Annotated in this window: 24 protein-coding genes; 12 read left to right on the forward strand and 12 right to left on the reverse strand. The window is 73.2% G+C overall.

Translation table 11 applies throughout. The features are described 5' to 3' along the window. Positions 1-4 precede the first annotated feature (4 nt). From ACZ7DY_RS30910 to ACZ7DY_RS30920, 3 genes are read left to right on the forward strand one after another with little or no spacing between them, the layout of a single operon-like run. Positions 5-2,095 (forward strand): putative cobaltochelatase, encoded by a 2,091-nt coding sequence (locus ACZ7DY_RS30910; protein ID WP_471141110.1) that lies wholly within the window; start codon positions 5-7, stop codon positions 2,093-2,095. Continuing rightward, positions 2,095-2,703, forward strand: a complete 609-nt coding sequence (cobO, locus tag ACZ7DY_RS30915; protein ID WP_362335638.1) for a cob(I)yrinic acid a,c-diamide adenosyltransferase — start codon at positions 2,095-2,097, stop codon at positions 2,701-2,703. Before ACZ7DY_RS30910 ends, cobO begins: the two co-directional genes overlap by 1 nt. Beyond that, positions 2,697-4,067 carry a cobyrinate a,c-diamide synthase gene (locus ACZ7DY_RS30920; RefSeq protein WP_471141113.1) on the forward strand — a complete coding sequence of 457 codons (1,371 nt, stop codon included), beginning with the start codon at positions 2,697-2,699 and terminating at the stop codon, positions 4,065-4,067. Before cobO ends, ACZ7DY_RS30920 begins: the two co-directional genes overlap by 7 nt. A 14-nt stretch (positions 4,068-4,081) precedes the next feature. Here ACZ7DY_RS30920 and ACZ7DY_RS30925 read toward each other — a convergent pair whose 3' ends face one another. Further along, positions 4,082-4,813 carry a ZIP family metal transporter gene (locus ACZ7DY_RS30925; protein WP_471141116.1) on the reverse strand — a complete coding sequence of 244 codons (732 nt, stop codon included), beginning with the start codon at positions 4,811-4,813 and terminating at the stop codon, positions 4,082-4,084. A 72-nt stretch (positions 4,814-4,885) separates the two neighbouring features. Here ACZ7DY_RS30925 and cobC point away from each other — a divergent pair, with 72 nt between their 5' ends. Then, complete coding sequence (gene cobC, locus ACZ7DY_RS30930; protein WP_471141118.1) at positions 4,886-6,358, forward strand: Rv2231c family pyridoxal phosphate-dependent protein CobC; 1,473 nt, start codon at positions 4,886-4,888, stop codon at positions 6,356-6,358. A 565-nt stretch (positions 6,359-6,923) separates the two neighbouring features. Here cobC and ACZ7DY_RS30935 read toward each other — a convergent pair. Next, complete coding sequence (locus ACZ7DY_RS30935) at positions 6,924-7,862, reverse strand: SCO1860 family LAETG-anchored protein (protein WP_471141121.1); 939 nt, start codon at positions 7,860-7,862, stop codon at positions 6,924-6,926. A gap of 489 nt (positions 7,863-8,351) precedes the next feature. After that, positions 8,352-9,449, reverse strand: coding sequence for an amidohydrolase family protein (locus ACZ7DY_RS30940; RefSeq protein ID WP_471141124.1), 1,098 nt, complete (start codon positions 9,447-9,449; stop codon positions 8,352-8,354). 124 nt (positions 9,450-9,573) lie between these two features. Between ACZ7DY_RS30940 and ACZ7DY_RS30945 the strand changes: the two genes are divergently transcribed. The 6 genes from ACZ7DY_RS30945 (at position 9,574) to thpD (ending at position 14,571) form a co-directional block, all read left to right on the forward strand. Beyond that, positions 9,574-10,674 (forward strand): pyridoxal-phosphate-dependent aminotransferase family protein, encoded by a 1,101-nt coding sequence (locus tag ACZ7DY_RS30945; protein ID WP_471141909.1) that lies wholly within the window; start codon positions 9,574-9,576, stop codon positions 10,672-10,674. 104 nt (positions 10,675-10,778) lie between these two features. After that, entirely contained in the window at positions 10,779-10,904 is a 126-nt protein-coding gene (locus ACZ7DY_RS30950; protein ID WP_471141127.1) for a hypothetical protein, read from the forward strand. Positions 10,905-11,256: 352 nt separating this feature from the next. Next, entirely contained in the window at positions 11,257-11,808 is a 552-nt protein-coding gene (gene ectA / locus ACZ7DY_RS30955) for a diaminobutyrate acetyltransferase (RefSeq protein ID WP_471141129.1), read from the forward strand. 83 nt (positions 11,809-11,891) lie between these two features. Further along, on the forward strand, positions 11,892-13,163 hold the full coding sequence (gene ectB, locus ACZ7DY_RS30960) for a diaminobutyrate--2-oxoglutarate transaminase (RefSeq protein WP_471141132.1): 1,272 nt from the start codon (positions 11,892-11,894) through the stop codon (positions 13,161-13,163). 51 nt (positions 13,164-13,214) lie between these two features. Then, the gene (locus tag ACZ7DY_RS30965) at positions 13,215-13,619 is read left to right on the forward strand and encodes an ectoine synthase (protein ID WP_362335612.1); all 405 of its coding nucleotides are present in this window, start codon (positions 13,215-13,217) and stop codon (positions 13,617-13,619) included. A 52-nt stretch (positions 13,620-13,671) separates the two neighbouring features. After that, positions 13,672-14,571 carry an ectoine hydroxylase gene (gene thpD / locus ACZ7DY_RS30970; protein WP_471141134.1) on the forward strand — a complete coding sequence of 300 codons (900 nt, stop codon included), beginning with the start codon at positions 13,672-13,674 and terminating at the stop codon, positions 14,569-14,571. Between the two features lie 78 nt (positions 14,572-14,649). Here the strand turns inward: thpD and ACZ7DY_RS30975 are convergent, their stop codons facing one another. Then, the gene (locus tag ACZ7DY_RS30975) at positions 14,650-15,711 is read right to left on the reverse strand and encodes an alkene reductase (RefSeq protein ID WP_471141136.1); all 1,062 of its coding nucleotides are present in this window, start codon (positions 15,709-15,711) and stop codon (positions 14,650-14,652) included. Positions 15,712-15,906: 195 nt separating this feature from the next. On the opposite strand from ACZ7DY_RS30975, the gene ACZ7DY_RS30980 reads away from it, so the two are divergent. Continuing rightward, complete coding sequence (locus ACZ7DY_RS30980; RefSeq protein ID WP_471141911.1) at positions 15,907-16,383, forward strand: MarR family winged helix-turn-helix transcriptional regulator; 477 nt, start codon at positions 15,907-15,909, stop codon at positions 16,381-16,383. Between the two features lie 110 nt (positions 16,384-16,493). Here ACZ7DY_RS30980 and ACZ7DY_RS30985 read toward each other — a convergent pair whose 3' ends face one another. The 6 genes from ACZ7DY_RS30985 to ACZ7DY_RS31010 form a co-directional block, all read right to left on the reverse strand. Next, positions 16,494-17,552 carry a maleylpyruvate isomerase family mycothiol-dependent enzyme gene (locus tag ACZ7DY_RS30985; protein ID WP_471141139.1) on the reverse strand — a complete coding sequence of 353 codons (1,059 nt, stop codon included), beginning with the start codon at positions 17,550-17,552 and terminating at the stop codon, positions 16,494-16,496. Further along, entirely contained in the window at positions 17,549-18,160 is a 612-nt protein-coding gene (locus tag ACZ7DY_RS30990; protein ID WP_471141141.1) for an RNA polymerase sigma factor, read from the reverse strand. The genes ACZ7DY_RS30985 and ACZ7DY_RS30990 overlap by 4 nt, the downstream gene beginning before the upstream one ends. A gap of 58 nt (positions 18,161-18,218) precedes the next feature. Continuing rightward, positions 18,219-19,274, reverse strand: a complete 1,056-nt coding sequence (locus tag ACZ7DY_RS30995; RefSeq protein ID WP_471141143.1) for an aminotransferase class V-fold PLP-dependent enzyme — start codon at positions 19,272-19,274, stop codon at positions 18,219-18,221. Positions 19,275-19,296: 22 nt separating this feature from the next. After that, positions 19,297-20,016 (reverse strand): DsbA family oxidoreductase, encoded by a 720-nt coding sequence (locus ACZ7DY_RS31000; RefSeq protein ID WP_471141146.1) that lies wholly within the window; start codon positions 20,014-20,016, stop codon positions 19,297-19,299. 155 nt (positions 20,017-20,171) lie between these two features. Continuing rightward, a complete protein-coding gene (locus tag ACZ7DY_RS31005) occupies positions 20,172-20,453 on the reverse strand; it encodes a peptidylprolyl isomerase (protein WP_471141149.1) in 282 nt (93 codons plus the stop codon). A 48-nt stretch (positions 20,454-20,501) separates the two neighbouring features. After that, entirely contained in the window at positions 20,502-20,882 is a 381-nt protein-coding gene (locus ACZ7DY_RS31010; RefSeq protein ID WP_471141151.1) for a winged helix-turn-helix transcriptional regulator, read from the reverse strand. Positions 20,883-20,967: 85 nt separating this feature from the next. Between ACZ7DY_RS31010 and ACZ7DY_RS31015 the strand changes: the two genes are divergently transcribed. Then, complete coding sequence (locus tag ACZ7DY_RS31015; RefSeq protein WP_471141154.1) at positions 20,968-22,092, forward strand: Gfo/Idh/MocA family protein; 1,125 nt, start codon at positions 20,968-20,970, stop codon at positions 22,090-22,092. On the opposite strand, the gene ACZ7DY_RS31020 is transcribed toward ACZ7DY_RS31015, so the two are convergent. After that, on the reverse strand, positions 22,089-22,697 hold the full coding sequence (locus ACZ7DY_RS31020) for a DUF1349 domain-containing protein (protein ID WP_471141157.1): 609 nt from the start codon (positions 22,695-22,697) through the stop codon (positions 22,089-22,091). The two genes, ACZ7DY_RS31015 and ACZ7DY_RS31020, sit on opposite strands and share 4 nt — an antisense overlap. 4 nt (positions 22,698-22,701) lie before the next feature. After that, positions 22,702-24,234 carry an aldehyde dehydrogenase (NADP(+)) gene (locus tag ACZ7DY_RS31025; protein WP_471141160.1) on the reverse strand — a complete coding sequence of 511 codons (1,533 nt, stop codon included), beginning with the start codon at positions 24,232-24,234 and terminating at the stop codon, positions 22,702-22,704. Between the last annotated feature and the right edge of the window lie 117 nt (positions 24,235-24,351).

Below are 24,351 nucleotides of genomic sequence, written 5' to 3' on the forward strand. Positions count from 1 at the left end.
CTCTGTGAGTACCCCGTACCCGTTCACCGCCCTCGTCGGCCAGGACGACCTGCGGCTCGCGCTCTTGCTGAACGCCGTCTCGCCCGCCGTGGGCGGTGTGCTCGTGCGGGGAGAGAAGGGCACGGCCAAGTCGACCGCCGTGCGCGCCCTCTCGACGCTGCTGCCGGAGGTGCCGGTCGTCGCGGGCTGCCGCTTCTCGTGCGACCCGGCGGCCGCCGACCCGAACTGCCCGGACGGCCCGCACGAGGCGGGTGGGGCCACCGCGCGGCCCGCTCGGATGGTCGAGCTGCCGGTCGGCGCATCCGAGGACCGCCTCGTGGGTGCGCTGGACATCGAGCGGGCCCTCGCGGAGGGCGTCAAGGCCTTCGAGCCCGGCCTGCTCGCCGACGCGCACCGCGGCATCCTCTACGTCGACGAGGTCAACCTTCTCCACGACCACCTGGTCGACCTCCTCCTGGACGCCGCCGCCATGGGCGCCTCGTACGTGGAGCGCGAAGGCGTGTCCGTGCGGCACGCCGCGCGCTTCCTGCTCGTCGGCACGATGAACCCCGAAGAGGGCGAGCTGCGGCCGCAGTTGCTGGACCGGTTCGGGCTCACCGTCGAGGTGGCCGCCTCGCGCGAGACCGACCAGCGCGTGGAGGTCGTACGGCGGCGGCTCGCCTACGACGACGACCCCGAGGCCTTCGCGAAGCGCTTCGCCGAGGACGAGGCCGCCCTGCGCGACCGCGTCGTGGCGGCCCGCGCGCTGCTGCCCCAGGTGACCCTGGGCGACGCGGCGCTGCGGCAGATCGCGGCGACCTGCGCCGCGTTCGAGGTCGACGGCATGCGCGCGGACATCGTGATGGCGCGCACGGCGACGGCTCTCGCCGCCTGGGCGGGCCGCACCGACGTGCAGAGCGAGGACGTGCGCCAGGCGGCGCTGCTCGCGCTGCCGCACCGCAGGCGCCGCAACCCCTTCGACGCGCCGGGCCTGGACGAGGACAAGCTCGACGAGACGCTGGAGGAGGCACGCCAGGACGAGGCCGCGGAGGAGCCGGAGCCCCCGGAGGGCGGCGACGACCCCGACGGTGACGGCCCTGACGGTGGCCCCGACGGTGGAGGCGGCGGACAGCCCCCGGCCGACGGCCCCGACTCACCCGCTCCCGACTCCCCCGCGCCCGACCTGCCCGCGCAGAACCAGGGCCCGGACCCCGACGAGACGGCCGCCCCGCAGGAGCCCGCCCCCGCGCCGGGCGGCGCCGCCGGCGAGCAGCAGGCGGTACGGGCCGCCGAGCCGTTCCGCACGAAGATGCTGAGCGTGCCCGGGATCGGCGAGGGCGCGGCGGGGCGGCGCTCGCGGGCGCGGACCGAGCACGGCCGTACGACGGGGTCGCGGCGCCCCCGCGGGGCCCTCACCAAGCTGCACCTCGCGGCGACGGTGCAGGCGGCGGCCCCGCACCAGAAGGCGCGCGGACGTTCCGGCGCGGGACTCGTCGTACGCCGTGACGATCTGCGGCAGGCCACCCGGGAGGGGCGCGAGGGCAATCTCGTGCTGTTCGTCGTGGACGCCTCCGGGTCGATGGCGGCGCGGCAGCGGATGAGCGCCGTCAAGGGCGCCGTGCTCTCGCTCCTGCTCGACGCCTACCAGCGGCGCGACAAGGTGGGGCTCGTGACGTTCCGCGGCACCACGGCCGAGGTGGCGCTGCCGCCGACGTCGTCGGTGGACGCGGCGGCGGCCCGGCTCGAGTCGCTGCCGACCGGTGGCCGCACGCCGCTGGCCGCGGGGCTGCTGAAGGCCCATGACGTCCTGCGGGTCGAGCGGCTGCGGGATGCCGCGCGCCGGCCGCTGGTGGTCGTGGTGACGGATGGGCGTGCCACCGGCGGGGTGGAGCCGGTGGCCCAGGCGGGCCGCGCCGCGCGGCTGTTCGCGGCGGAGGGGACCGCGTCGGTCGTCGTCGACTGCGAGTCGGGGTTCGTGCGCCTCGGTCTCGCGGGCCGGCTCGCGGGCGAGCTCGGCGGGACGGCCGTGACCCTCGACGAGCTGCGGGCGGATTCCATCGCCGGCCTCGTCAAGGACGTACAGACAATGAACTCGCCTTCGAGGAGGGCCGCTTAATGCCGCAGGGACAGCCGAGCGTCGTGCCGGACGACGGGCTCACGACGCGTCAGCGCCGCAACCGTCCGCTCGTCTTCGTGCACACGGGCATCGGCAAGGGCAAGTCGACGGCCGCGTTCGGGCTCGCGCTGCGGGCCTGGAACCAGGGCTGGCCGATCGGGGTGTTCCAGTTCGTGAAGTCGGCGAAGTGGAAGGTCGGCGAGGAGAACGCGCTGAAGGTCCTCGGCGCCTCCGGGGAGGGCGGCACGGTCGCCTGGCACAAGATGGGCGAGGGCTGGTCGTGGATCCAGCGCGCCCCCGCCGAGGGCGAGTTGACCAACGAGGACAAGGCGCGTGAGGGCTGGGAGCAGGTCAAGCGCGACCTCGCCGAGGAGACGTACAAGCTGTACGTCCTCGACGAGTTCGCCTACCCGATGCACTGGGGGTGGATCGACACGGACGAGGTCGTGGAGGTCCTCCGGAACCGTCCCGGCACCCAGCACGTGGTCATCACCGGCCGCAACGCGCCGCAGAAGCTGATCGACTTCGCGGACCTCGTCACGGACATGTCGAAGGTCAAGCACCCGATGGACGCGGGCCAGAAGGGCCAGAGGGGCATCGAGTGGTAGCTCGCCTCGTCATCGCGGCGCCGTCCTCGGGCAGCGGCAAGACGACCGTCGCGACGGGCCTGATGGCGGCGTTCGCGGCGGCCGGGCTCGCCGTCTCCCCGCACAAGGTGGGGCCGGACTACATCGACCCCGGCTATCACGCGCTGGCGACCGGCCGTCCCGGCCGCAACCTCGACGCGTACCTGTGCGGGCCCGATCTGATCGCGCCGCTCTTCGCGCACGGCTCCGCCGGGTGTGATCTCGCCGTGGTCGAGGGCGTGATGGGGATGTACGACGGCGCCGCGGGACAGGGCGAACTCGCCTCCACGGCACACGTGGCGAAGCTGCTGCGGGCACCGGTCGTGCTGGTCGTCGACGCGTCGTCGCAGTCGCGTTCGGTGGCGGCGCTGGTGCACGGCTTCGCGTCGTGGGACCCCGAGGTGCGGATCGCCGGGGTGATCCTCAACAAGGTCGGCTCGGACCGGCACGAGGCGCTGCTGCGGGAGGCGCTCGACGAGTCGGGGGTGCCGGTGCTCGGCGTACTGCGCCGCGCGCCCCAGGTGAGCGCCCCCTCACGGCACTTGGGCCTGGTGCCGGTCGCCGAGCGGCAGCCGGACGCGGTGGCGTCGGTCGCGGCGCTGGCCGCGCAGGTGCGGGAGGGGTGCGACCTGGACGCCCTGCTCGCCCTGGCACGCTCGGCGCCCGCCCTGCCGGGAGAGGCGTGGACGCTCGAGGCGGGACTCGGCACCGCACCGGCTTCGCCGAGTCCGTCGTCGGAGGCCGGACGGGCCGTCATCGCCGTCGCCGGCGGGGCCGCGTTCACCTTCTCCTACGCCGAGCACGCGGAGCTGCTGACCGCCGCCGGGGCGGAGGTCGTGCCGTTCGACCCGCTGCGCGACGAGCAACTCCCGGACGGGACGGCCGGGTTGGTCATCGGCGGCGGCTTCCCCGAGGTGTACGCGCCCGAACTCTCCGCCAACGAACGGCTCAGGAAGGCCGTGGTCGAACTCGCCCTCTCCGGCGCGCCGGTGGCCGCCGAGTGCGCGGGCCTGCTGTACCTCGCGCGCGAGCTGGACGGGCAGCCGATGTGCGGGGTGCTCGACGCGAAGGCGCGGATGGCGGAGCGGCTCACCCTCGGCTACCGGGAGGCGGTGGCCGTCTCCGACAGCGTCCTCGCGGCCGCGGGCACGCGGATGCGGGGGCACGAGTTCCACCGCACCGTCATCGAGCCCGGCGCGGGGCCCGCCCCCGCCTGGGGCCTGCACGCGCCCGAGCGGCGCGTCGAGGGCTTCGTCCAGGGGAAGGTCCACGCCAGTTACCTGCACACGCACTGGGCGGCACAGCCGGGGATCGCGCGCCGCTTCGTCGAGGGCTGCGCGCGGTGACCGCGTGCGGCGGCTCAGCCCGCGATGCCCACCACGAGCCAGATGAACGCCGCGCCCGCCACCGTGCACAGCAGGGTCGAGCGGGCCGGGTGGTCGTGGTGCGCCTCGGGCAGGATCTCGGCCGCCGCGAGGTACAGCAGCGCGCCGCCGAAGAAGCCCAGATAGCTGCCGAGCAGTTGCTCCGGAATGGTGAAGAGCAGCGTCGACGCGGCGCCCACCACCGGCGCGGCCGCGTCCGCGAACAGCATCGCGAGGGCCTTGCGGCGGGCGTTCCCGTACAGGCTGGTGATCGTGTATGTGTTGAAGCCGTCCGCGAAGTCGTGGGCGACGACGGCCAGCGCCACGGCCACGCCCATGCCGCCGCCGACCTGGAAGGCGGCGCCGATCGCGACGCCGTCCATGACGCTGTGCCCCACCATCGCGGCGGCCGCCGTGAGCCCGACCTCGGGGACCCGTCCGGTCCCGTGCTCGTCGGCGCCGTGCGCGGCCTGGCGGCCCGCGAGGAGGCGTTCGACCAGATGGGCGACGAGGAAGCCGGCGACGAACAGGAGGAGGGCCGCCGGTACGCCGAAGACCGGGTCGCCCGCCGCGTCCAGCGCCTCCGGCAGCAGGTCGAGGCCGACGACACCGAGCATCAGGCCGCCCGCGAGCCCGAGGACGAGATGGCGCCGGTCGGTGACCCGCTGGGCCGTCCACCCGCCCACCAGGGTCATGAGGAAGGCGCCGAGCGCCACGAACACCGCCATGGGCCCTTGCTATCCGATTGACCCCCCGCCCCGCACATCCACCAGCCCCCGCCTCATACGGAAGGACCCCCCATGACCGGTGCCGGACGGACCGTCCCGGCCGAGGAGCTCGTCGTCGGCGTCGGCGCCTGTGAGGACGCCCCGGTGGAGGAGGTGCTCGGGCTCGTCCGCGCGACGGTGCGCGACGCCGGATTCCCCGAGGAGGCCGTGGCGGAGCTGGCGACCGTCGACGTGAAGGGCGAGGAGCCGGGGATCGTCGGGGCGGCGGCGCGGCTCGGGGTGCCGCTGGTGACGTACTCGGCGCGGGAACTCGCCCGGGTCACGGTGCCGAACCCGTCCGCGAGGTCCCGGGCGGCAGTGGGCACGCCCTCGGTGGCGGAGGCGGCGGCGCTGCGCGGCGCGGACCGGCTCCTGGTCCCCAAGCGGAAGTCGGCGCCCGTGGGCCGGCCGCCCATGGCGACGTGCGCGGTGGCGGCCCGCCCGCGCACGGCCGCCCCCACTCCACCCCCCGACCTGCGCCACCACGGGGACGCGGAGGTACGGGACGACGGCGCGGACCTCACCGACCTGGCCGTGAACGTGCGCGCCGACACTCCCCCGGCCTGGCTGAAGGAGATCATCGCCGCCTCCCTCGACGGCCTCGCGGCCTACCCCGACGGGCGCGCGGCACGCGCCGCGGTCGCCGGGCACCACGGCCTGACACCCGACCGGGTGCTGCTCACCTCCGGCGCGGCGGAGGCCTTCGTCCTGCTCGCCCGCGCCCTGAAGATCCGTCACCCCTACGTCGTGCACCCGCAGTTCACGGAGCCGGAGGCGGCGCTGCGGGACGCCGGGCACGAGGTCGGGCGCGTCCTGCTGCGCGAGGAGGACGGCTTCCGGCTGGATCCGGCCGCGGTGCCGGAGGAGGCCGACCTGGTGGTCGTCGGCAACCCCACGAACCCCACCTCCGTCCTGCACCCCGCCGCGTCCCTCGCCGAACTGGCGCGCCCCGGGCGGATCCTGGTGGTGGACGAGGCGTTCATGGACGCGGTACCGGGCGAGCGCGAGGCCCTGGCGGGCCGCACGGACGTCCCCGGCCTCGTGGTGCTGCGCAGCCTCACCAAGACGTGGGGCCTGGCGGGGCTGCGGATCGGTTACGTCCTCGCCGCGCCCGACACGATCGCCGCCCTCGCGCAGGCCCAGCCGCTCTGGCCGGTCTCCTCACCGGCGCTGGAGGCGGCGCGGGCGTGCGTGGGCCCGCGCGCGCTCGCGGAGGCCGGCCACGCGGCACACCGCGTCGCCGCGGACCGGGCCCACCTGCTCGCGGGCCTCGCGGAACTCTCCCCCTTCGGGGTGCGCGCGGTGGAGCCGGCGGAGGGCCCTTTCGTACTCGTACGGGTGGCCGGGGCGGCCGGGGTGCGGGAGCGGTTGCGGGGGCGGGGGTTCGCGGTGCGGCGCGGCGACACATTTCCTGGCCTGGGGCCTGACTGGATCCGCCTCGCCGTCAGAGACCGCGCCACGTCGGACCGCTTCCTCACGGCCTTCGCGGAGTCCCTGCGGGGCTAGAGCGGGGGGCCGGGGGGGGGTGGCTTCCCCCTCTCCCCGTGCGGCCACGAACAGACCCGCCGCTCCGCGGCGGATGCCTCCCACCCACCCACCCGTTTACCCCGCGCCGCAGGGTTGGGGTAGGGGCGGGCGGCGGTGCGCTTGCCCTGCGGCGTGGGGCTGGAGGCGGGGCGGGTGGGGTGCGTCTACCCCGGGGTGTAGGGCCGGGCTCGGGGGGGCTGGGGCGCACCCGTCTCGTCGGGCCGAAGTAGCGGCCCGGAGGCCACCCCCACCGGGCCGCAGGCGCGTGCGAGACGGGAGGGGACGTGGGGGTATGTGCGCACGGAGCACCGAGCACACTGTGCCGCCTTTGTCCGCACGGCGTGACGCAGGGATAGCGAGTACGCACATACCCCCGCGGCCCCGCACCCACCACCGAACCCAAGGCGCAGACCCCAGCCCAAGCGAAGCCGCACACGCCCCGCGGCCCCGCACCCACAGACCCGCCTAGGCGACACCAGCCACCACGCAACCGCACACGCCCCACGTCCCGACCCACAGACCAACCCCGACGCGGCCTGACCTGTCAGGTCCGGTTTCGGCGGCGGCGGGTCAAAGCCAAGGTCGCCGTTCCTGCTGTCAGCAGGGCCAGCGCTCCGCCCGCCACGTACGGCGTCGCGGAGCTGCCTCCCGTTTCCGCGAGGTCCGCCTCCCCCGGCTTCGGCTGCGGCTTCGTGTCCGCCGGGCGTTCCGGCTCGCCCTGCGGCTGCTTGCCGCCGTCCTTCGGCGGCGCCACCGGCGCCTCACACCCGGCCCCGGCCAGCTTCACCGTGCCCGTGACCTCGGCGACGTTCAGCTTCAGCGGGTTCACGGACACCGTGAGCTCCAGCGCGGACGCCGCCGCCGTACGGGACGTCGTGCGGGTCTTCGACAGGTCGAGCCGCACCTCGCCGACGCCCGGCACCTTCACCTCGGTCGTTCCCTTGGCGGTCAGCGTGACCTTCTTGCCGAGGACCGTCACCCCGCCCAGCAGATTCGATTCGGCAACGGGCCGTTTCCCGGCCTCGCACACGGCCTCGGACGTCACCTGACCGACCTCGATGAGGGAGAGCAGCGGCAGGCCCGGCACATGCACCCTGGCCCGCACGAGGTTGCTGTAGCCCTTCGCCGTGCCGCCGCGCACGGTCGCCTTCGCCGAGGCCACGTCGGCGCGCAGGACGCTGAAGGGGCGGCCCCCGTCGACCCCGTTGAGGTGGGCGGTGAGCGCGGTCCTGCTCGCGCTGGCAGGGGCCTGCACCTCGTTGAGGGCGACGTTGAGCGGGACGTTCACGGTCTTGTTGAGCAGGGAGACGTTCAGGCCGGTGCGCAGGACGACGGCGTCGGCCCGACCGCCCCGGTGGCCGTCGCCGCCCGTGGCGTGCGCGGAGCCCGCGCCGGCGAACACCGCGGGCCCTAAGGCGAGCGCGGTGGCGACGGCGACCACGGAGACGCGGCGTGCGGGCAGGCGGAAGGTGTTGCTGTTCAAGGTGGTGGAACCCCCACGAGAGAAACGGGCCACCGGCGGCGCACGCGGACAAGGGGCCGGAAAGGACAACCCGGCAACCGGGCAACCGGGCACAACCGGACGACCGGACGAACACGAGGACCGCCGCGAGGGACAGTCGTCGGGAACGGCTCCGGCGGCCCCGAGGGGACAACGCGTGCGCGCCGCTGGCGTCGTCCGACATCGACGAAGGACGACGCGGGAATCTTTACGCACTCAGGGTGAACGGTCAGCAACCTGGCGTGAGTTCACTCCAAAGGGAGTTTTCCGCCCCTGCTTTCGAATCCTGAGGCACACGCGTCTCCCGCACCACCCGCGCATCTCCCTCCCCGCGCACGGCGGTTGACGCGAGCTCCCCCGGCCGGCCGACGGGCCCGTTCCAACGACCCGCCGCACCCCAGCGTCACGCCCGCGTCAAACACCGGCCTCAAACACCCGCCTCACACCACGGCGACCGCGGCGACCGCGACCTCACCCCACCACGTGCCCGTTCAGGATCACCCGCCGCGGCGCCCCGAGCACCCGTACGTCCTGCCGGGGATCCGCCTCGTACACCACGAGGTCCGCCGGCGCGCCTTCGGACAGACCGGGGCGCCCGAGCCACTCGCGCGCGCCCCACGTGGTCGCCGAGAGCGCGTCCACCGCGGGGATCCCGGCGAGGGTCAGCTCGGCGACCTCCGCGGCCACCAGACCGTGGGCGAGGGAGCCGCCCGCGTCGGTGCCGGTGTAGATCGGGACGCCCGCGTCGTACGCGGCGCGCACGGTGTCGTAGCGGCGCGCGTGGAGTCTGCGCATGTGGTCCGACCAGCGGGGGAACTTCTGCTCGCCGCCCGCGGCCAGCTGCGGGAACGTGGCGATGTTGACCAGCGTCGGGACGATCGCGACGCCGCGCTCCGCGAAGAGCGGGATGGTCTCCTCGGTGAGGCCCGTGGCGTGCTCGATGCAGTCGATGCCCGCCTCGACGAGGTCCCGCAGGGAGTCCTCGGCGAAGCAGTGGGCCGTGACGCGGGCGCCGAGCCGGTGCGCCTCGGCGATCGCCGCCTCCACGGCGTCGCGGGGCCAGCAGGCCGTCAGGTCGCCGGCCTCGCGGTCGATCCAGTCGCCGACGAGCTTGACCCAGCCGTCGCCGCGCCGCGCCTCCCGAGCGACGTACGCCACGAGGTCCTCGGGCTCGATCTCGTGGGCGTAGTTGCGGATGTAGCGGCGGGTGCGGGCGATGTGGCGGCCCGCCCTGATGATCTTGGGGAGGTCCTCGCGGTCGTCGATCCAGCGGGTGTCGGAGGGTGAGCCCGCGTCGCGGAGGAGGAGGGCGCCGATCTCGCGGTCGGTGAGGGCCTGCTTCTCGGTGGTGGCCGCGTCGACGGGCCCGTGCGCGTCCAGGCCGACGTGGCAGTGCGCGTCGACCAGGCCGGGCAGCGCCCAGCCCTGGACCGTACGGACGTCGTCCGCCGCCGGGCCGACGGGGCGGTCGTACGTCACTTTCCCGCCCACCACCCACAGCTCGTCCCGTACGTCGTCGGGCCCGACGAGCACCCGCCCCTTCACGTGCAGCACCGCGCGATCACTCATGGACAGCAGCTTATGAGGCACTCCGAACGCCCGGCACGGGGCCGGTCGGTACGCTCTTCGCGGCAGCCCGAACGACCTCGTGAGCGAAGTGAGCAGCGACGTGACCAGCGACGTGAGCAGTACTGTGACGCACCCCTTTCTGGACCTGGCGCCGCTGAGCGCCCGGCATTTCGCCGCCATCGAGGCGCGGGTCGCCCGGCTGCTCGGCACCGAGCAGGACGTCGTGATCATGCAGGGCGAGGCGCTGCTGCCCCTGGAGGGGTGCATCCGGGGTGCCGCGCGGCCGGGCACGACCGCGCTGAACGTCATCACCGGGCCGTACGGACAGACCTTCGGCAACTGGCTGCGGGACTGCGGCGCGACCGTGATCGACCTCGCCGTGCCCTTCCACACCGCGGTCACCGCCGATCAGGTGCGTGAGGCGTTCGCCGGGCACCCGGAGATCGACTTCGTCTCGCTGGTGCACGCCGAGGCCGCGACGGGCAACACCAACCCGGTCGCGGAGATCGGCGAGGTCGTCCGCGAGCACGGCGCGCTCTTCATGCTGGACGCGGTCGCCTCGGTGGCCGCCGAACCGCTGCTGCCGGACGCGTGGGGCGTGGACCTGTGCGTGATCGGCGCGCAGAAGGCGATGGGCGGCCCTGCGGGCGTCTCCGCGGTGTCGGTGAGCGAGCGGGCCTGGCAGCGCATCGCCGCCAACCCGCAGGCGCCGCGCCGCTCCTACCTCTCGCTCCTCGACTGGAAGGAGCGCTGGATCGACGGCGGCCGCAAGGCCCTGCTGCACGCGCCCGCCCAGCTGGAGATGCTGGCGCTCGAGGCGTGCGTGGAGCGCATCGAGTCGGAGGGCCTGGACGCCGTGATGGCGCGGCACGCCACCGCCGCGGCCGCCACCCGGGCGGGCGCGCTCGCGCTGGGCGGGGGCCTTGCGCCGTACGTGCACGAGGCGGCGGACGCGGCGCCGGTCGCCACCACCCTGCGGGCGCCGTCGGGCACGGACGCCTCGGAGCTGGTGGCCCGGGCGCTCGCCGCGGACCCGGTGCTCCCGCTGGTCGCCGGGGGCGGCGCGCTGGCCAAGGAGATGATCCGGGTCAACCACTACGGCCCCGACGCGACCCGTGGCGTGGTCCACGCGTGCGTCGCCGCGCTGGGCGCCGCGATGAGCGAGGCCGGCCTCACCGTGGACCTGGAGGCGGCCCGCCGCGCGGTCACGGAGGCGTGGCGCTGACCGGACGGCGCACCTGACGCCACGACAACCCCTTCCACCGCCGAACACCCCGTCCGGGGTGGAACCCGTGCGGCGGCCCGTCCCGTCATGGCACCGCACCTGCCATGACCACGCTTGTGGACGGCCGCCGCATCGCGCCCCTGGACCGGACTCCGATCGAGGGGGACGCGCGGCACGACGGCCCCGCGGATCTCTTGCGGGAACGCATCGACGGCATGACGGGAACGTGAATAGGGCGCGCCTTTAATGCGCCCGCCGGGCGTCGTCAGCCAATTCATCCGCGCATTCTCACGAATTCTTTATCAGCACAGCTTCCCGTATTCTTCTGCCCGCTTTCCCGGAAGCTAAACACTAAGATTTCGACAGCGCGAATCACCCCAATTCGGACGTCGTCCGGAATGGTCTCTACCATGTGACGTACTCCACACCGCGACCTTTTTGCGCTGAATTTCCAGGTCAAACTCGGACATAACGCAAGAGCTTCATGCGGGCGCGCACCTACGCGCGATAACACATGAGAGGCCTCGGCGTAACCCCTCCCCCCGATGCAATTCAAGAAATTGCTCGGTAAATTCAATCCGCATGACCGCTGCACAAGCCGATCTACCGACCGACCTGCAAGCGAAATTCCTGGAAATGCCGGAGGGGCTGCGACTCGACAGCCCCGCTGTCGCTGACGGCGCCGCCATCTGGCGTATCGCCCGCGACTCCAAGGTGCTGGACCTGAACTCTTCGTACAGCTACCTGCTGTGGTGCCGCGACTTCGCGGCGACCTCCGTGGTGGCCCGTGGCGCCGACGGCGAGCCGGCCGGTTTCATCACCGGCTACATCCGTCCCGAGCGCCCGGACACCCTGCTGGTCTGGCAGGTGGCCGTCGATCACGCACAGCGCGGCCGCGGCCTGGCCGGCGCACTGCTCGACGGGCTGACCGCGAAGGTCGCCGCCGGGCGCGCGCTGACCACGGTCGAGACGACCATCACGCCGGGAAACACCGCTTCCGAGCGCCTGTTCCTCTCCTACGCGCGGCGCCACGGCGCGTCGGTCGAGCGGAAGGTCCTCTTCGACGCGGGTCTTTTCCCTGATGACGGGCATGAGCCAGAGGTGCTCTACCGCATCGGTCCGATCGGGCCCTGAGCCGATCGCCCCCTGAACTTCGCTCCCCCCGCACGTCCGCAACCCCCCACTCCCACGCCTTTCCATCTCCCAGGAGATTCGCTGTGACCATCACCCAGCCCGACCTGAGCGTCTTCGAGACCCTGGAGTCGGAGGTGCGCAGCTACTGCCGCGGTTGGCCTACGGTCTTCGACCGCGCGCAGGGCAGCCGCATGTACGACGAGGACGGCCACGAGTACCTCGACTTCTTCGCCGGTGCCGGTTCACTCAACTACGGCCACAACAACCCGGTCCTGAAACGCGCGCTCATCGACTACCTGGAGCGCGACGGCGTCGTGCACGGCCTGGACATGTCGACGTCCGCCAAGCGCGCCTTCCTGGAGTCGTTCCAGAACATCATCCTGCGCCCGCGTGACCTCCCGTACAAGGTCATGTTCCCGGGCCCGACGGGCACCAACGCCGTCGAGGCCGCGCTGAAGCTGGCGCGCAAGGTCAAGGGCCGCGAGTCGATCGTGTCCTTCACCAACGCCTTCCACGGCATGTCGCTCGGCTCGCTCGCGGTGACCGGCAACGCGTTCAAGCGCGCCGGCGCCGGCATCCCGCTGGTGCACGGCACCCCGATGCCGTTCGACAACTACCTGGACGGGCAGACCCCCGACTTCATCTGGTTCGAGCGCCTCCTCGAGGACCAGGGCTCCGGCCTCAACCAGCCCGCCGCCGTGATCGTCGAGACGGTGCAGGGCGAGGGCGGCATCAACGTCGCCCGCGCCGAGTGGCTGCGCAAGCTCGCCGACGTCTGCGAGCGCTGGGACATGCTCCTGATCGTCGACGACATCCAGATGGGCTGCGGCCGCACCGGCGCCTTCTTCTCCTTCGAGGAGGCGGGCATCACGCCGGACATCGTCACGGTGTCGAAGTCCATCAGCGGCTACGGCATGCCGATGTCCCTGTGCATGTTCAAGCCGGAGCTCGACGTCTGGGAGCCGGGCGAGCACAACGGCACCTTCCGCGGCAACAACCCCGCCTTCGTGACGGCCGCCGCCGCCCTGGAGACCTACTGGACCGACGGCTCCGCGATGGAGAAGCAGACCCGCGCCCGCGGCGAGCAGGTCGAGCAGGCGCTGGCCGCGATCGTCGAGGAGAACCGCTCCGAGATCAAGGAGTTCCGCGGCCGCGGCCTGGTCTGGGGCATCGAGTTCCTCGACAAGGACCGGGCGGGCGCCGTCGCCAAGCGGGCCTTCGAACTGGGCCTGCTCATCGAGACCTCCGGCCCCGAGGGTGAGGTCGTCAAGCTCCTTCCGGCGCTGACCATCACCCCCGAGGAGCTGGACGAGGGGCTGCGCACGCTGGCCCGCGCGGTACGCGAGACCGCCTGAGAGCGTCGACCGAGCCCCCCGGCACCGTAAGAGAAAAGGAACCAACTCACCGTGATCGTCCGTTCGTTCAAGGACATTGAAGGCACCGACCGGCATGTGAAGGCCGCTTCGGGTACCTGGGAGAGCAAGCGCATCGTCCTCGCCAAGGAGCGCGTCGGCTTCTCGCTGCACGAGACCATCCTGTACGCGGGTACGGAGACGTCGATGTGGTACGCGAACCACATCGAGGCCGTCGTCTGCACCAAGGGTGAGGCCGAGCTGACCGACGACACGACCGGCGAGAAGTACACGATCACGCCGGGCACGATGTACCTGCTCGACGGGCACGAGAAGCACACCATGCGGATCAAGGAGGACTTCCACTGCCTGTGTGTCTTCAACCCGCCCGTCACGGGACGTGAGGACCACGACGAGAACGGCGTGTACCCGCTGCTCACGGAGCCGGACGCGGACTGACGCCCACCTACATCCCGAACAGGGCCGTACGAGAGGAGAGGCAGGCAACACCATGACCACCGCACCCGAACGCACCAGTGACCTGTACCCGACGCGAGGCGCCGAAGAGGTGCTGATCGAGCGCAAGGACCCCGTCGTGTGGTCCGAGCCGGGGGCAGAGGGGCCGATCACGGCCGGGGATCTGGCCGGGTTCGAGCGGGACGGTTTCCTGGCGATCGACCAGTTGATCACCCCGGACGAAGTGAGCGTCTACCACGGCGAGTTGGAGCGGCTCATCAACGATCCGACGATGCGTGCGGACGACCGCTCCATCGTCGAGCCGCGCTCCCAGGAGATCCGGTCGATCTTCGAGGTGCACAAGATCAGTGAGCTCTTCGCCAAGCTGGCCGCGGACCCGCGCGTCGTCGGCAGGGCGCGGCAGATCCTGGGCTCGGACGTGTACGTCCACCAGTCCCGGATCAACGTGAAGCCGGGCTTCGGCGCCTCCGGTTTCTACTGGCACTCGGACTTCGAGACGTGGCACGCGGAGGACGGCCTGCCCAACATGCGGACCGTCTCCGTCTCCATCGCGCTGACGAAGAACTACGAGACCAACGGCGGCCTCATGATCATGCCGGGGTCGCACAAGACGTTCCTCGGCTGCGCGGGCGCCACGCCGAAGGACAACTACAAGCGTTCGCTGCAGATGCAGGACGCGGGCATCCCGTCGAACGAGACGCTCACGCACCTCGCGTCGGACTACGGCATCCGCCTGTTCACGGGCGAGGCCGGGTCGGCCACGTGGTTCGACTGCAACGCCATGCACGGCTCGGGGGACAACATCACCCCGTACCCGCGCAGCAACGTCTTCATCGTGTTCAACAGCGTGGAGAACACGGCGGTGGAGCCGTTCGCCGCGCCGGTGCGCCGGCCCGAGTACATCGGGGCGCGGGACTTCACCCCCATCCGGTGAGGTAGCGCGCCGAGCGAGCCGGCCCGGCACCCCCCGTGGGTGCCGGGCCGGCTCGTCGTGCGTGCGGGCGCGTTCCGGTTACAGCGGCAGGTAGTCCGTGTAGCCCTTCTCGGTGCCGCCGTAGAACGTCGCCCGGTCCGGCTCGTTGTACGGGCCTTCGGTGCGCAGCCGGGTGGGCAGGTCGGGGTTGGCGAGGAACAGCGCGCCGAAGGTGATGATGTCGGCGGTGCCGTCCTCGACCAGGGCGAGCGCCGCGTGATCGGTGGGGCCCTCGGTGTACGGGTTGAGGACGAACGTGCCGCCGAACTCCTTGCGGATCCGTTCGACCAGGTCGCGCACCCCGTCCACCTCCATCACGTGCAGGTACGCGAGGCCGAGGGCGCCGAGTTCCTTGGCGAGCGCGGTGTAGGCGGGCTCCGGGTCGGGCTCGGAGATGCCGTTGGCCGGGTTGCCGGGAGAGAGGCGGATGGCGGTGCGGTGGGCGCCTATCTCCTCGGCGACGGCCGAGGCCACCTCGACGGCGAAGCGGTTGCGGTTCTCCACGGAGCCGCCCCATTCGTCGGTGCGGTGGTTGGAGCCGGGCGCGAGGAACTGGTGGATCAGATAGCCGTTGGCGCCGTGCAGTTCGACGCCGTCGAAGCCCGCGTCGATGGCGTTGCGGGCGGCCGTGACGTGGTCGCCGATGGTGGCGCGGACCTCGGCGCCGGTCAGCTCGCGCGGCGTGATGAAGTCCTTGAGGCCCTCGGCGGTGTAGACCTGCCCCTCGGCCGCGACGGGCGAGGGGGCGACGTTGACCAGGCCGTCGGGGAGCAGGCTCGGGTGACCGACGCGGCCGGCGTGCATGAGCTGGGCGAAGATCGTGCCGCCCGCCGCGTGCACGGCATCGGTGACCTTGCGCCAGGCGGCGACCTGCTCGGTGGTGTGCAGGCCCGGCGTATCCGGATAACCCTGGCCGACCACAGAAGGCTGGATCGCCTCGGTCACGATCAGTCCGGCGGAGGAGCGCTGGGTGTAGTACTCGACGGTCAGATCAGTGGGGACACCGCCTTCACCCGCGCGGCTGCGGGTCATCGGGGACATGGCGATGCGGCTGCGGAGCTGCTTGCCGGACAGGTCGATCGGATCGAACGCGGTGGTCATCGTTGACTCCCGGACGGGTTTATGTGGTCGGCCAATCAATCGGACGAGCGACACTGTAACCCATTTCTTGGCCGACCAAGGTAAAGTTTCACCAGACGTCTTGCGAAGGACGTCTTCCACCACAGGTCCGGTGAGCGACAGGAGCTCGAGATGCAGGCCGACACCGCGCAGGAGGCCACGGCCGACCCCGTCTGTATGCCCGGGGCGTCCGGTGTCGCCGCGGCGGGACCCGTCAGTCTCACCGTCAGCCGGGTGGCCCGGCTGCACCGCATCGCCGCCGGCAAGGCCCTCAAGGGGCTCGGGCTCTACCCCGGCCAGGAGTTCGTGATGATGCACCTGTGGGAGGCGGGCCCGGTGCGGCAGGCGGAGCTGATCAAGGCGGTCGACCTCGACCCCTCGACCGTCACGAAGATGCTGCAGCGCCTCGAACAGTCGGGCCACGTGCGGCGCCGCCCCGACCCGGCCGACCGGCGCGCGGTCCTCGTCGAGGCCAGCGCGGCCAGCTGCGGCCTGCTGGCCGCGGTGGAGCGCGCCTGGGGCGAGCTGGAGGGCCATACGCTGGCCGGCCTGGACGAGACGGAGCGCGCCGACCTGGCCCGGCTGCTCGCCAAGGTCGAGACGAACCTCTGCAAGGAGACCGAGGACTGCCCGGAGCGCAAGGGACGCGACTGACCCGCCGTTCGCCCCCCCTCCTTCCCCCGTCCCTCCGTCGCTCCCCGGCTCCCCCGCGGTCCGGGACGTCTTCGTGGTGTACGCGGCTTCGCGCCCTGTGGTCCTCCCGCCTACGGGCGCGTCAGCGTCGCCGCCCTGACCAGTACCCGGCGGGCCGCGGACTCGTCGCCCGCCGTGCCCTGCGGCACCCGGTCCGGCGCGCGGCGGCCGCCCACCAGCAGGCAGAAGTCGACCGGGGCGAGGACGAGTTCGGCCCGCACCGGATCGTCCGCGCTGCCCAGCACCCACTCGCTCTCGCCGCCCTCCCCGGCGACGGTGAGCGCGACGGGCGGCGCCTGCGGGCCGAGGGCCGTGCCGAGGAGCCGGATCGCCAGCCGCACGAGCTGCCACAGGTGCGGGGCCGGCGGCGGGGGTACGGCGCGGTCGAGGGCGTCGCCGATGGCGTCGGCGTGCATCCACGTGTCGAAGGCCCGGGTCAGGAAGTGGTCGGCGACGGGCAGGCGCAGGCCCGCGAGCACCGTGGCGCGGGCAGCGTGCTCCGTGTCGTGGGCGGCCCGCGAGGAGAGCAGCCCGGCGGCCTGGGCGCGCCACGCGGAGACGGTCCGCGCGGGGGTGCGGGCCCGCTCGCGGCGGATCACCTCGCAGGTGCGCGTCTCCCCCGCCGTACGCGATGACGTGCCGTCCGGGGCGCGGGGGCCGTCCGGGGCGCGGGTGCCGGACGCGTGTGCGGGTGGGCCGAGGCCCAGGTGGCGGGCGAGCGGTTCGTCGGCGGCGATGAGGCGGGCGACGGTGTCGTGCACGTTTCTGCCGTGCCCGACGGGTGTCCGCCAGGCGCTTTCGTCGGTCAACTCCCCCAGCAGTGCCTGGAGTCCGGCGACCGTCGCGGCGTAGGGCGCGGCGTGCGGGGCGGTGCGCAGGGCGGGGGCGCGGCTGCGCAGGGCGAGCAGGAGGCCGTGTGCCGCCGGGTTCCCGCCGTCCGGTGCCGTCCCGGGCAGGGCGGGGCCGTCCAGGTGCCGGACCGTGGCCCGCAGCCGCGCGGCCTCGGCGGCGCAGGCCGCGCACCCTTCGTCGAGGTGCCGCCCGACCTCGGCGCCGTCCCCCGGCGTCAGGGCGTCCAGGGCCCAGGCGCCGAGCAGTTCGCGTACCGCCTCGTGGCGGGCGGCCGTCATCGCCGGTCCCCCCGGAGAGGCGGGTCCGCGAGGGTCTCGGCGAGGGCGCGCAGGGCCGCCCTCAGGCAGCTCTTCGCGACCTCGTCGGGGATGCCCAGCTCGACGGCGGCCTGGCGGTACGTGCGTCCGGCGAAGTAGGCGAGGTGCACCGCCTCCTGCTGGGGGAGCGGCAGCCGGGCAAGGGCGGAGTGCAGCAGCAGGGAGCGCTCCTGCTCCACGCTGGTCTCGTCCGGGCCGGGGGAGCCGGGGGCCTGCCGCGGGGCGCTCTCGTCGGGGTGGGCGCTCTTGGGGTGGCGCTCCTCGCCGCGCACCCACTCCACGGCGCGCCGGTGGGCGAGCATCGAGAGCCGGGCGCGCAGGCTGCCGCGGCGCGTGTCGAAGGCGTAGGGCCTGGTCCACAGGTGGGCGAAGACCTGCTGCGTGACGTCGGCGGCGGCCGCGCGGTCGCGGGTGACCCGCACGGCGACGCGGTGGACGAGGGTGCCGTACGCGGCGTAGGCCTCGGCGAGGGCGGCCTCCTCGCCGTAGATGAGCCGCCGGCGCAGTTCGGCGTCGGCGGGCCCCCCGGCGGGCGGCTCCTCGAAGGACGGCTCCACCGGCACCACCACCTCGCGCGGCCTTCTGGTCCTGCCAAGACTGGCGCCCCGTGGCCCGCCGCGCCAGACCTCAGCCGGAGAGGACGTCCAGGAGCCGGTCCACGTCCGCCTCGGTGTTGTACAGGTGGAACGTGGCCCTCAGGTGTCCCGCCCGTGCCGACGTGAGGATGCCGGCCCGGGCCAGCTCGGGTGCCCGGTCGGCGAGTTCCGGCACCGAGACGATGGGGGACGTGCCCGGCACCGGGGCGTGGCCCAGTTCGGCGAGGCCCGCGCGGTAGCGGGCGGCGAGCGCGGTGTCGTGGACGTGGATGGCGTCGATCCCGGTCTCCTCGACGAGGCCGAGCGCGGCGGCGGCGCCGTGGTAGGCGAGGAAGGCGGTGGGTTCGTCGAACCGGTGAGCGTCCGGGGCGAGTTCGCGGAGCGGGCCGTACGTGGAGTGCCAGGTGTCCGCCGCCGCGAGCCAGCCGCCGTGCAGCGGCACCAGGGACTCCTGTGCCTCTTCCCGTACCGTCAGGAACGAGGTGCCGCGCGGGCAGAGCAGCCACTTGAAGGCGCCGGTCACCGTGTAGTCGTAGGCGCCCGCGTCGACCGGCAGCCAGCCCACGGCCTGGGTGGCGTCCAGCAGCGTGCGCGCGCCGTGGGCGGCGGCCGCGGCACGGATCCCGGCGAGGTCGGTGGTCCTGCCGTCGGCCGACTGGACGGCGGAGAACGGCACGAGCGCCGTCGCCGGCGTGATCGCCTCGGCGAGTCCGTCCAGCGGCGCGTACCGCACCTTGAGGTCGCCGCGGAGCACGAAGGGGTTGACGATCGACGCGAACTCCCCCTCGGGGAGGAGGACTTCGGCGCCGGACGGCAGCGAGGCGGCGATCAGCCCGGCGTGCACCGCGACCGACGTGCCGACGGCGACCCGGCCGGGCGCCACGCCGACGAGCCGGGCGAAGGCGGCCCTGGCCTCGTCCACGACGGCGAAGTCGCCCGCGCCGCCCTGCCGTCCCTCGCCGTTCTCGGTCACGAGTGACCGCACCGCCTCGATGGCGCGGCGGGGCAGCAGGCCGCAGACGGCGGTGTTCAGGTAGGTCGACGTGGGAGCGAATTCGGTGCCGTTGATGATCCCCATGGTCTCCATGGGGATCAACCTATGCGGCCGCTCAGCCCTGCGGAACGGCGCAGCCGTCGGGGCCGCAGGCCTCGCCGCCGTCGGCGTCGGCCGCGAGGGTGGTCAGCGGGGCGCGCTCGCCCCACGCCTGCTCCAGGGCCTGCGCGAAGACCTCGGCGGGCTGGGCACCGGAGATGCCGTACTTGCGGTCGAGGACGAAGAAGGGCACGCCGTTCGCGCCCAGCTCGGCGGCCTCGCGCTCGTCGGCACGGACGTCGTCGGCGTACCGGGCGGGGTCGGCGAGGACGGTGCGCGCCTCGTCCGCGTCCAGGCCCGCCTCGACGGCGAGCTCGACGAGACGGGTGTCGTCCGCGAAGACGGACCGCTCCTCGGCGAAGTTCGCGCGGTAGAGGAGACCGATCAGCTCGTCCTGCCTGCCGCGCTCCTTGGCGAGGTGCAGGAGGCGGTGCATGTCGAAGGTGTTGCCGTGGTCGCGACCCTCGGTGCGGTAGTCGAGGCCTTCGGCGGCGGCGTTCTCGCCGAGCCGCCGCTCGCCCTCGCGGGCCTGCTCCTCGGTCATGCCGTACTTCCGCATGAGCATGGGCAGGACCTGCCCGGTGTCGCCCTTGGCGCGGGAGGGGTCGAGCTCGAAGGAACGGTGCACGACCTCGACGCCGTCGCGGTGCGGGAAGGCGGCGAGGGCCTTCTCGAAGCGGGCCTTGCCCACGTAGCACCAAGGGCAGGCGATGTCGCTCCAGATCTCGACGCGCATGTGTGGCTCTCTTGTCTTCAGGTCGTACGTCAGGTCGGTGCGGAGGCTGCCTCCGCTCCCGGGAGAACACCCGGACGGACCGGTGCATTCCCGTACCCCCGCCGACCTGGGCGGGAAGCGGGCCGCGCCTGGACGGCGCGGCCCGGCACGCCGCGTCAGTCCTGGCGGCTGGTGACCTCGACGAGGTGCATCCCGAACTGGGTCTTCACCGGACCCTGGACCTCGCCGACCGGGGCCGAGAAGACGACCTGGTCGAACTCGGGCACCATCTGCCCCGGGCCGAACGAGCCGAGGTTCCCGCCGTCCTTCGACGAGGGGCACGAGGAGTGCTTCTTCGCCAGCTCGGCGAAGTCCGCTCCGCCCTCGATCTGCTCCTTCAGCTGAAGCGCTTCCGTCTCGGTCTTGACCAAGATGTGTCGCGCAGAGGCCCTAGCCATGTGTCACGCCCTTTCGAGTGCATATGAACGCCGCCAAGGGTAGACGCCTCATTCCCCTGCCCGGGACTCCGCGGCCGCGAAGCTGCCCGTGTTCGCCCTGACCCAGGTGCGCAGGTGAGCGAGGGGTTCCAGGGCGCCGCGGCCCAGCTCGGTCAGTTCGTACTCGACGCGGGGCGGGACCTCGGCGTGGACCGTGCGTGTCACGAGGCCGTTCTCCTCCAGGCGGCGCAGGGTCTGGGTGAGCACCTTGGGGCTGACCCCCTCCAGCTTGCGGCGCAGCTCCCCGAAGCGGCGCGGGCCGTCCGCCAGGGCGGTGATGGCGAGACCCGTCCACTTGTGGACGAGCAGCTCGAAAACCTTGCGGCCGGGGCAGAGCAGGCCGTAGATGTCGTGCCGGGTCCGGGTGTCCTCACGGTGGTGACCACTCATGGTTTCCAGTCTGACCAGTCATGGTTTCCAAAAGATAGTTGGGGCCCTTGCGGGTGATCAGGGCTGCCCGCCTAGCGTCCCGCTCATGAACTCCACCATCGCACCCGTCCGCGTCGGTCTCGTCGGTCTCTCCGCCCGCGGCGGCTGGGCACCCCACTCCCACGTCCCCGCCCTGGCCCGTCTCGACGGCTACGAACTGCGCGCCCTGGCCGCTTCCGGTGAGGCCTCGGCGCGGGCCGCGGGTGAGAAGTACGGGGTGCCGCTGGCGTTCGGCTCGGCCGCCGATCTCGTCGGCAGCGACGAAGTCGATCTCGTCGTGGTGAGCGTGCGGGTGCCGCTGCACCGCGAGGTGATCCTCGACGCGCTCGGCGCGGGCAAGGCGGTGCTGTCGGAGTGGCCGCTCGGCAATGGTCTCGCCGAGGCCGAGGAGCTGGCGGCGGCCGCGGAGCAGGCGGGGGTGCGGACGTTCGCGGGGCTGCAGGCCCGCTCGGCGCCCGCCGTGCGGTTCCTCCGCGATCTCGTCGCCGACGGGTATGTCGGTGAGGTCCTGTCGACCAGCCTGGTCGCGTCGGGGCGGCGCTGGGGTCCCGTCTTCGAGCCGTCCGGGGAGTATCTCCTGGACAGGCGGAACGGGGGGACCATGCTGACCATCCCCTTCGGGCACACCGTCGACGCCGTCTCCATGGTGATCGGTGAGTTCACCGAGGTCTCGGCGACCCTGGCGACCCGGCGCCCCGTCGTCCGCGAGGAGGGCACGGGCCGCCCGGCCGCCATGACCGTCGACGACCAGATCGCGGTGAGCGGGCGGCTCGACTCGGGCGCCGTCGCCTCGGCGCACTTCCGCGGCGGCCTCTCCCGTGGCACGAACTTCCACTGGGAGATCAACGGCACGGACGGCGACCTGGTGATCACCGGGGACTCCGGCCATCTGCAGCAGGCCGCGCTCACCGTGCGGGGCGCCCGCGGCGCGGACCCGGCCGTCCGCGAACTCCCTGTGCCGGGCCGGTACTTCGACGTCCCCGCACTGGACGACCTGCGCGGACTTCCCGCGTACAACGTAGGGGCGCAGTACGCCCGGATGCTCGCCGGCCCGGCCGAAGGCGACTCGCCCGCACCGGACTTCGCGCACGCGCTGCGGCGCCAGCGACTGCTCGACGCCATCGAACGCGCGGCGGCCACCGGCACCCGCGTCGCCCTCCGGCAGAGCTAGGAGCCGTCCCGCAGTCCCTTCGGCCAGTTGGGGCGGAACTCTATGTGGTCGAACGTCACCACGCAGCCCTCGCCGACCGGCGACTGCGCCATGAAGCCGACCAGCGCGGCGGCCGCCGACTCCTCGTCGCCGAGCGAGAAGATCCGCACGAACGTCCACCGCTCGCCGTCCGTCGACGCGTGGAAGGCGAACGCCGGGCCCGTACGGCTGATGCGCAGCCATGCGCAACTGCCGTCCACCACGAAGGCATTGGCGTCGTCGGAGTGGCCGCGGGTGACGACCGTGCAGACCGTGGGCTCGTCCGGGGAGCGCTCCAGGCAGAGCTTGGCCCACTCCCGCTCGCCCACGTGGAGGTAGAGCACGCCCGCGTCGAAGGCGGCGGCGAAGCCGACCGTGACACGGGCGATCAGCTGGAAGTCACCCTCGGGGGCCCCGAGGAGCCGGGGCGCGTCGGAGGCCGGCTCCGTGACCCGGGCCGTCGGCGGCACGAAGCGGTCCTGGCGCGGGCCCGCCCAGCCGGTGAGCACGCCGTCCTCGTGGGACCAGTGCCCGTCGGGGCCGTACGTGCGCAGCGGGAAGGGCAGTTCGGGAAGGGTGACGTCCATGGCCTCAGTGTTCCAGGCGCCCGTCGTACCGGCGCGGCAGGCCCAGTGGGTTGTCGTCGCGCAGCTCCGGCGGGAGCAGGGCCTCGGGGGTGTTCTGGTACGCGACGGGCCGCAGCCAGCGTTCGACGGCCGTGCCGCCCACGGAGGTCGAGGTCGACGTGGTCGCGGGGTAGGGGCCGCCGTGGTGCTGGGCGGGGGCGACGGCGACGCCGGTGGGCCAGCCGTCGACGAGGACGCGCCCGGCGAGCGGGGTGAGTTCGGCGAGCAGCTCGGCGCCCCGGCCGCTCTCCCCCGCCGCCTCCCGCGAGGAGAGCTGGAGGGTGGCGGTGAGGTTGCCGGGCAGCCGGGAGAGTACGGCGGTGATCTCGGCGTCGTCGGCGTACCGCGCGACGACGGTGACCGGGCCGAAGCACTCCTCCAGGAGCAGGTCGTGCTCCCCCGCCGCGGCGAGGCGGGCGGCCGGGACGGTCAGGAAGCCCGCGCTGACGGTGTGCTCGCCGCCCGCGCCGGGGGTCACCGGCGCTTCCACGCCCGGGAGTTGGGCGCGCTCGCGCACCCCGGCGACGAAGTTGTCCCGCATCCGGTGGTCGAGGAGGACCCCCGACCCGGTGTTGCTGACCGCCTCGGTGAGGGACTTCACCAGCCGGTCGCCGCCGGCGCCCTCGGGCGCGAGGACCAGGCCCGGCTTGACGCAGAACTGGCCGACGCCGAGCGTCATCGACCCGGCGAGGCCGGTGCCGATCTCCTCGCCGCGCTCGGCGGCCGCGGCCTCGGTGACGACGACGGGGTTGAGGGAGCCGAGCTCACCGTGGAAGGGGATCGGCACGGGCCGGGCGGCGGCCGCGTCGAAGAGCGCCCGCCCGCCGCGGATGGAGCCGGTGAAGCCGGCGCCGGCGACCAGCGGGTGCTTGACGAGCTCGACGCCCGCCTCGAAGCCGTGCACCAGGCCGACGACGCCCTCGGGGATGCCGTGCCGGACGGCGGCCCTGCGCAGCACGGAGGCGACCAGTTCGGAGGAGCCCGGGTGGTCGGGGTGGGCCTTGACGACGACGGGGCAGCCCGCGGCCAGCGCGCTCGCGGTGTCGCCGCCGGGCACGGAGAAGGCGAAGGGGAAGTTGGAGGCGGAGTAGACCGCGACGACGCCGAGGGGGATCTTGTAGCGGCGCAGGTCGGGGATGGGCGGGGTCGCCGTGGCGTCGGGGTGGTCGATGACGACGCCGAGGAAGGCGCCCTCGTCGACGATGCCGGCGAAGGCACGCAACTGGTAGCAGGTGCGGGCGAGTTCGCCGGTGAGGCGGACGGGGCCGAGCGCGGTCTCCGCGTCGGCCGCCTCCACCAGGTGGTCCCCGGCCTCTTCGAGCAGGTCGGCGGCGGTGCGCAGGAAGGCGGCGCGGACCGCGCGGTCGGCGAGCGCGGGCGCCGCGTCCCTGGCGGCACGGACCGCCAGGTCGACCTCCTCGGCTGTGGCTTCCACCGCAACCTGCTCGCGCTGCTTCCCGGTTCGGGGGTCGACACTCCAGACTGGTGCTGCTGCCACCGCGGATTCCCTTTCCAGAGGTACTGCCAGGGGTCTTATGAGGGGTCTTGCCGGGTTCTAGCCGGGTCTTGCCGGAGGTATCCATCCACCAGGGCTGTTCGATATGCTGAACGCTGT

The sequence above is a fragment of the Streptomyces sp. NPDC037013 genome, from assembly GCF_055607265.1.